Source organism: Microbulbifer rhizosphaerae, assembly GCF_014191725.1.
Classification (GTDB): domain Bacteria; phylum Pseudomonadota; class Gammaproteobacteria; order Pseudomonadales; family Cellvibrionaceae; genus Microbulbifer; species Microbulbifer rhizosphaerae.
In genome coordinates this window covers 1-6,077 of sequence record NZ_JACHWZ010000048.1, presented here as the reverse complement: position 1 = coordinate 6,077, position 6,077 = coordinate 1, and the positions used below count along the sequence as shown (strand labels likewise).

4 protein-coding genes are annotated in these 6,077 nt (G+C 52.7%); 1 reads left to right on the top strand and 3 read right to left on the bottom strand.

What is annotated here, in order from left to right; translation table 11 throughout:
* Positions 1–970 precede the first annotated feature (970 nt).
* Both FHS09_RS22210 and dbpA read right to left on the bottom strand, forming a co-directional pair.
* Positions 971–2,554 (bottom strand): RICIN domain-containing protein, encoded by a 1,584-nt coding sequence (locus FHS09_RS22210; RefSeq protein WP_183464054.1) that lies wholly within the window; start codon positions 2,552–2,554, stop codon positions 971–973.
* A gap of 491 nt (positions 2,555–3,045) precedes the next feature.
* Complete coding sequence (dbpA, locus tag FHS09_RS22205) at positions 3,046–4,449, bottom strand: ATP-dependent RNA helicase DbpA (RefSeq protein ID WP_343057554.1); 1,404 nt, start codon at positions 4,447–4,449, stop codon at positions 3,046–3,048.
* A 128-nt stretch (positions 4,450–4,577) separates the two neighbouring features.
* Between dbpA and FHS09_RS22200 the strand changes: the two genes are divergently transcribed.
* Positions 4,578–4,961: a Rid family hydrolase gene (locus tag FHS09_RS22200; RefSeq protein ID WP_183464053.1), complete on the top strand. Its 384-nt coding sequence runs from the start codon at positions 4,578–4,580 to the stop codon at positions 4,959–4,961.
* A gap of 420 nt (positions 4,962–5,381) precedes the next feature.
* Here the strand turns inward: FHS09_RS22200 and FHS09_RS22195 are convergent, their stop codons facing one another.
* Positions 5,382–5,729 carry a hypothetical protein gene (locus FHS09_RS22195; RefSeq protein WP_183464051.1) on the bottom strand — a complete coding sequence of 116 codons (348 nt, stop codon included), beginning with the start codon at positions 5,727–5,729 and terminating at the stop codon, positions 5,382–5,384.
* Positions 5,730–6,077: the final 348 nt, after the last annotated feature.

The window sequence follows — 6,077 nt, the reverse complement described above, 5'->3', positions numbered from 1 at the left end:
TGAGATCCAGGACCTTATCTGAAAGACACGTTTGAGACTGCAAATCTCGGTATTTTTGCAGGATAACGTGCTTTTTTTATGCAACTACAGGGTTATCTCTAAGCTGGATTCCGGTACAGCACTGAATGGAACCTCCATTTGAAGGGGAGTCTATATTGCCAGCTATCGGGCCGGCAATATAATTTCGCCTGATTGGAATTCAGCCTTCTATTATGGCGCCATTTTCAACAATTGCGTTCTGATCCAGAAGTAATTGGGTTCAAATAATTGGGGTCAGCAGCGACCTGGCAAGGCCGCACATTCTAGCGGGTGGAAATCCCGCCCGGGTAACCGCTAGCCACGGCCCCGGTATCGAGCCTTGCAGTCAGCGCGGTAACGGGTTGATTGATGCGTAGGCACGAAAGCAGGCGAAGTGCAAAGGTAACGGGTGAAGCCGACCCTGAAGATGTAGAGCCCCGAAAATTATTTCTTGGAGAGTGCCGACCGGTTTGACCCTCCGGCAGGCAACAAGCGGCATCGCGATGAGGCGAGTAATGCGGCTCCTCCCCGGGGTCCGAAGCCGCGTCGAGCCTGACACTGCGAATGTGCGGTAACCAGGGAGATCCAATCATCAGCGCACAGGCAAGTGCGCACCCGCGAACAAGCGATAGAAAGTGAGGGCTCGGACGGTGACGGTTGGAAGCCGGAGCCACCGATAGTAGCAGAACTCTGGTAATGCGGGGGGAGCCAAGGGGTGGCGGCTTGCGCTGAGTCGGCCTCAAATCAATGACAAGATTCGTGACCTCGCCAGTAATTTATCCGCACTAAGTTCTGCTATTTGTGGATGAGCACCTGCATCATTCTCAAAACTCCCTGTTCCAAAATCAACCCAGTCTGGTCAGGTTTGAAGTCTTGGACAGACTGGGTTGATCAGTTACAACACTAACGATAAAAGTAGCTTAATCTACGATAAGGTAGAGAAGTTACTGTTTCACGGAGAGGTAGCAGTCGACGATGAACCGCTGATGTTGTTCACCGGTTGAAAAGACCACTGTTGATTAACGGCTCCGGTAACATTCCATTGCATGATGTTGGCGCCGTCGGCTTCACTGAAGCTGTTCACGTCCAGAGCCAATTCGCTCAGCACCGAAATAATTATGTAATAACCCTCTTCCGCCTCGACAATGTTGAACTGCTGGGTTTCACCCCCCCAGTAATCCCATTGGACGATGTTGCCGCCGGGTGCAGTGCTCCAGTCGTACACATCCAGTGATTTGCCACTGTGCGCCGGGCGAATTGTGTAAATGCCGCTGTCCTGGCGTGCCACATCGAACTGTTGTTGCGTTCCGCCGTTGCTGGTCCACTGTTGAAGGTTTGCACCGTCGGCACTGCTCGCACCTGCCACATCCATCGCCTTGCCACTATGGCGGGCTATGATCGTGTAACGCCCGTCTTCAAGGACGGTGGCACCTCCCGATGAGGATGAACTGCTGGAACTTGAACTGGAAGAAGACGATGACGAACTGCTATTGCCCGTGGCCAGGCTGAAGTCGCGGGTAAATGTGGGCCAGCCGTTGACCATATTTATTTCTAAAAGGTCCAGGCGTGAAGGCCAGCCATTGGACGTCCTGCCATCGTAGTAGTGAATACTCGCCAGATGCTGCCCATTATTATTCAGGTAACCAAAGTGTCCCGGGCCAATATAGATTCCGTCGGTTGCCAAGACGGTGCTGGCCGCGTTTGGATTGCCGTTGGTGCTGCCATAGCTCCACAGGTTCACACCGTTGATATCAAGAAATGGTCCGGTCGGGCTGGTGGACCGGCCCACCAGGATGTAGTAATTACTGTCTCTACCCGCACAGCAATCGCCCCGATTGACAAAGGCATAATAGTAGCCATCGATGTACTGAACCTGTGCGCCCTCAAACTCGTTCCAATTACCGTTATTGCCAATGGCGGCAAAACGCGCTGACCCCTGGCGCAGGCCGGTATTGGGATCGATCTGCACAATATACAAGCCGGAATAATGGGAACCATAAATCATCCACACATTGCCGTTGGTATCGCGGTACACGCCCGGGTCGATGGCGTTAACCGGTTGTCCGTTGGTTCTCGGTTCGGTCTGCGTGGATACCACCATGCCGAGATCCCGCCAATTGGGGTTGTTGAGCGAGTCTGTCACCGCAACGCCGATGGCGGAAGTGGGGGGATTACTGGTGGAAAATGCCGAGTAATAAATATAGAAACGGCCATTCATTTCAATTAAATCCGGGGCCCAAAAGTTGCCATCGAAATTCGGCACCCGTTGATTGATCCAGCTGGGCCAAGTTCCCGGCTGAAATACCGTTGGTCCCGTCTGCCAGGTGAGCAGGTCTGTTGAATAGCGGCTTACCATACCGACATTGCCATCACCGGTGCCGAAGGTCCAGTAAGTGCCGTTATCTTCAACGATGGTGGAAGGATCGTGCGTGGCGGTTTGGCCGAATAGTTCAATCGCTGATGCCGGGTTGGAAACAATAGCGGCAATACTAATTAGGAAAACAGGTATAACCTGCTGTAAGAATTTTTTTAACATGTGAAACCGTCCATTAGTTATCATAAGAGTTGGTGCCCTGTTGGGCCGTCGGAAAGCAGGCGGGATGCTACAGCAGTTGTGGCAATTTATTCCGAGAGAGAAATCACGTTATTTGTAGTATTTAATACCTTAGGAGCTTTACGGCGCCATAAGCCCTATTTAAGTGACAGGTATATTTCTGGTTTGGGACAGCCGTGTCAGCGCCACATTGGATTTGGTCCACAGCCCCAGTCGCCGGGCCGGCGCCTCCGCAGTCGTGCCGGAGAGCCGTTCTTCCACTGCGGATAAATGAATTAAGTGCCAAAAGTTGCTCTGACCCTACCTGATTTAAATTGGCAGCGGCTGGATCACCGACTGGTAATATATGAGTGTTTATACGTACTGTGGTATGCGGTCAGGAAGGTCCTTGGGGCTGCGCCAACCTGATATCGCCGATAAAATCGCAAACACAATTCGCGATGTATACTGGTGCAGATGGTGGATCAGGAGTCTCAGACTCCCACAATGCGCGCACGGAACTTGCGGCCTTTTATTTTTCCGTCAATAAGCTTGCCCAGGGCTTTTTTGGCAACCACCCGCTCTACCGCGACAAAGGTCGAGAAATCGAAAATCTGAATCTTGCCAATCTGCGTGCCGTCGATGCCACCATCGCCGGTCAATGCGCCGACAATATCACCAGCACGCACTTTCTGTTTTTTTCCACCATCGATCTGCAGGGTAGACATCACCGGTCGGGAGGGCGCAAATCCCCTGGGCAGGGGCGGGATCTCCTGTAGTGTTAACGATTGCTGCATCAGCTCTTCCAGTCGCTCCAGCTTGTAGGTTTCTTTTTTGCTGACCAGTGTCAGCGCCACGCCCTTCTGCCCTGCCCGTCCCGTGCGGCCAATCCGGTGTACATGGACCTCCGGGTCGCGGGAGAGATGGTAGTTCACCACCATTGGCAGCTCTTCAATATCCAGCCCGCGTGCAGCCACGTCCGTCGCAACCAGAATGGTCGCGCTGCCGTTGGCAAATAGTGCCAGCGTGCGATCGCGATCTTTCTGCTCCATGTCTCCGTGGAGCGCGAGCGCAGCAAAGCCGGCGCTCTTCAGCGTCTGGGCAGCCTCATCGGTTTCCTTCTTGGTATTACAGAACACCACTGCGGATGAAACGTTATAACTGGCCAGCAACTGGTAGAGTGCAGCAGGCCGCTGCTCGTTGTTTTCCACCTGGTAGTAATTCTGCTCAATCGTGCTCTGGGTGTGAGCCGAGGCCACTTCCACTTTGACCGGGTCGCGCAGAACCCGGGCCGCCAGTGCGTCAATGGTTTTGGGATAAGTGGCGGAAAACAGCAATGTCTGCCGCTGCTGTGGCAGCTCCGCCAGAATCTGGTCCAGTACCGCCTGGAAGCCCATATCCAGCATCCGGTCCGCTTCGTCCAGTACCAGTGTCTGTACCTCGCTCAGGTCGAGATTGCCCTTGCGCAGGTGATCTTCAATGCGGCCGGGCGTCCCCACCACGATATGTGCGCCGTGCTTGAGCGAGCCGATTTGCGGCCCAAATGGCATACCGCCGCACAGCGTCAGGATCTTGATGTTGTGAATTGTCCGCGCCAGTTTGCGCAGCTCCCGCGCTACCTGGTCCGCCAGCTCCCGGGTAGGGCACAAAACCAGGGCCTGCACCCGGAACCGGTCCACCTGCAGCTTGTGCAGCACACCCAGACCAAAAGCCACGGTCTTGCCCGAGCCGGTCTTGGCCTGCCCGATGACATCCTTCCCCACCACAATCGCCGGCAGCGCGGCGGCCTGGATCTCTGTCAGGCGCGCAAAGCCGAGGTCCTCCAGGTTTTTCAGGAGGGACTGCTGCAGCGGCAGTGACTGGAAATCGCGGGGATGATCATTATCGGGTGTTGTCACAACAGGAGCTCAATTGGCGGGATAGCGGCCCATTGTAGGCAAGCGCGGGCCGAATTCCTACTGGCGTAAATCTCTCTTTATGGCATTATCCGCTTCCCCCGGTCCCGTATATTTCCAAGGAGAATTTTGTGAGCAGAAAACTGATTTCCAGCGGTTCGGAATTTGAACGCAAGATTGGCTATTCACGCGCGGTGGTAGATGGCGATTATGTGTTCGTTTCCGGCACCACCGGCTTCAACTACGCCGCCAACAGCATCAGCGACAATGTTGTCGAACAGGCGGAGCAGTGCTTCGTAAATATCCAGCAGGCGCTGAATGAGGCGGGCGCGTCCGTGGCCGACGTCGTGCGGGTAACCTACATCCTGCCCAACAGGGATGACTTCGAACCCTGCTGGCCGGTATTCCAGAAATGGCTGGGAGAAGTGCGCCCGGCGGCAACCGTGTTTGAAGCGCGGCTGCTGAACGACGCGATGAAGCTCGAAGTCCAGGTGACCGCGCGGTTACCCCGTTAAGTACTTTTTCACCCAATCCGGCCGCGCACCAACGGGAGCGCGGCGGAAAGCCAATGACTCTGACCCGAATGGCACTAAGTTAAGATCTTGGGCGGGCCTGCTACCGGGGGGTCTTTGCGGGACACGGGCTAGGCGCCTCCCTAAATACATCCCTGTACGCTCGTAATCGGCATCCTGCCTCATGCGGTTCCGCAAAGAACTCTCGGCATCAAGCCCTTCGCATCAAGCTCTATCGCTTAACTTAGTGCCATTCAGGCCTGACCCCGTCAGGTGTATGGATGATGCCATGGATGGAACCGTGGCCATAAGCAATACCGGGATTAGGAAATATTTTCTCATCTTGGTCTCTCTAAAATCTAACGCCTAAATAAAGTGGCGAGCGACAGCACCGCGAGTCGATTTGATTTTATTGTTAAATGCTTATGATACGACATAAGCAGCAAGACTAAGTAAAAACCATGCGGCGCTACATACAGAAGTCACACCCAAACAAAAAATAATATTTCCCCACACCTCGCCATTCTTGAACCTAGAATATATGGCAACAGATCCTCCAGACAATAAAAATAAATAGCTCACCATCCATAAAATGGCAATAAGTTTTGTGACTAAACTTAAAAATTCATTCTCATAGATAAAGTTTCGTAATTCTCGATTCAAGTCGTTTATGGAAAACAAGAGCGCACCTGGTAAAAAAAGTAAGGCCCATGCAAACAACATGTAGAGAGCCCTCTTTTGCATTACATTCAAAGTTTTTACTTTTCGCATTTAACGCCTCAATAACCGGCAGTCGTAATGAAGCGAAGCAGAATGTAGGCTGTCCGGTGCCGTAGGCGCGAAATTGATTGACTTGTTATGGCTTAGGCTACTCATCACGTGAATGATCCCATTTATGAACCTCACCCCAGCCTGTAAATATGTACGATATCTTAGAATTCTGGTCCTTGTATAAGTAGCTGTATGAGCAATCTCCTTCCTCGAATCTTGGACTACTTAGATATTTTGGATCTTGATCCTTAGATAAACCCAATCATTGCATAAATTTCACTGATTTTTGATCAAGCCGCATGTTTCAAACGATCCAAATAATGCAACAGCTCGGATTTGACAGCGGGG

Coding starts and splice junctions, on each gene's coding strand:
- FHS09_RS22210 (WP_183464054.1), bottom strand. CDS start 2,554: ATGTTAAAAAAATTCTTACAGCAGGTTATACCTGTTTTCCTAATTAGT.
- FHS09_RS22195 (WP_183464051.1), bottom strand. CDS start 5,729: ATGCGAAAAGTAAAAACTTTGAATGTAATGCAAAAGAGGGCTCTCTAC.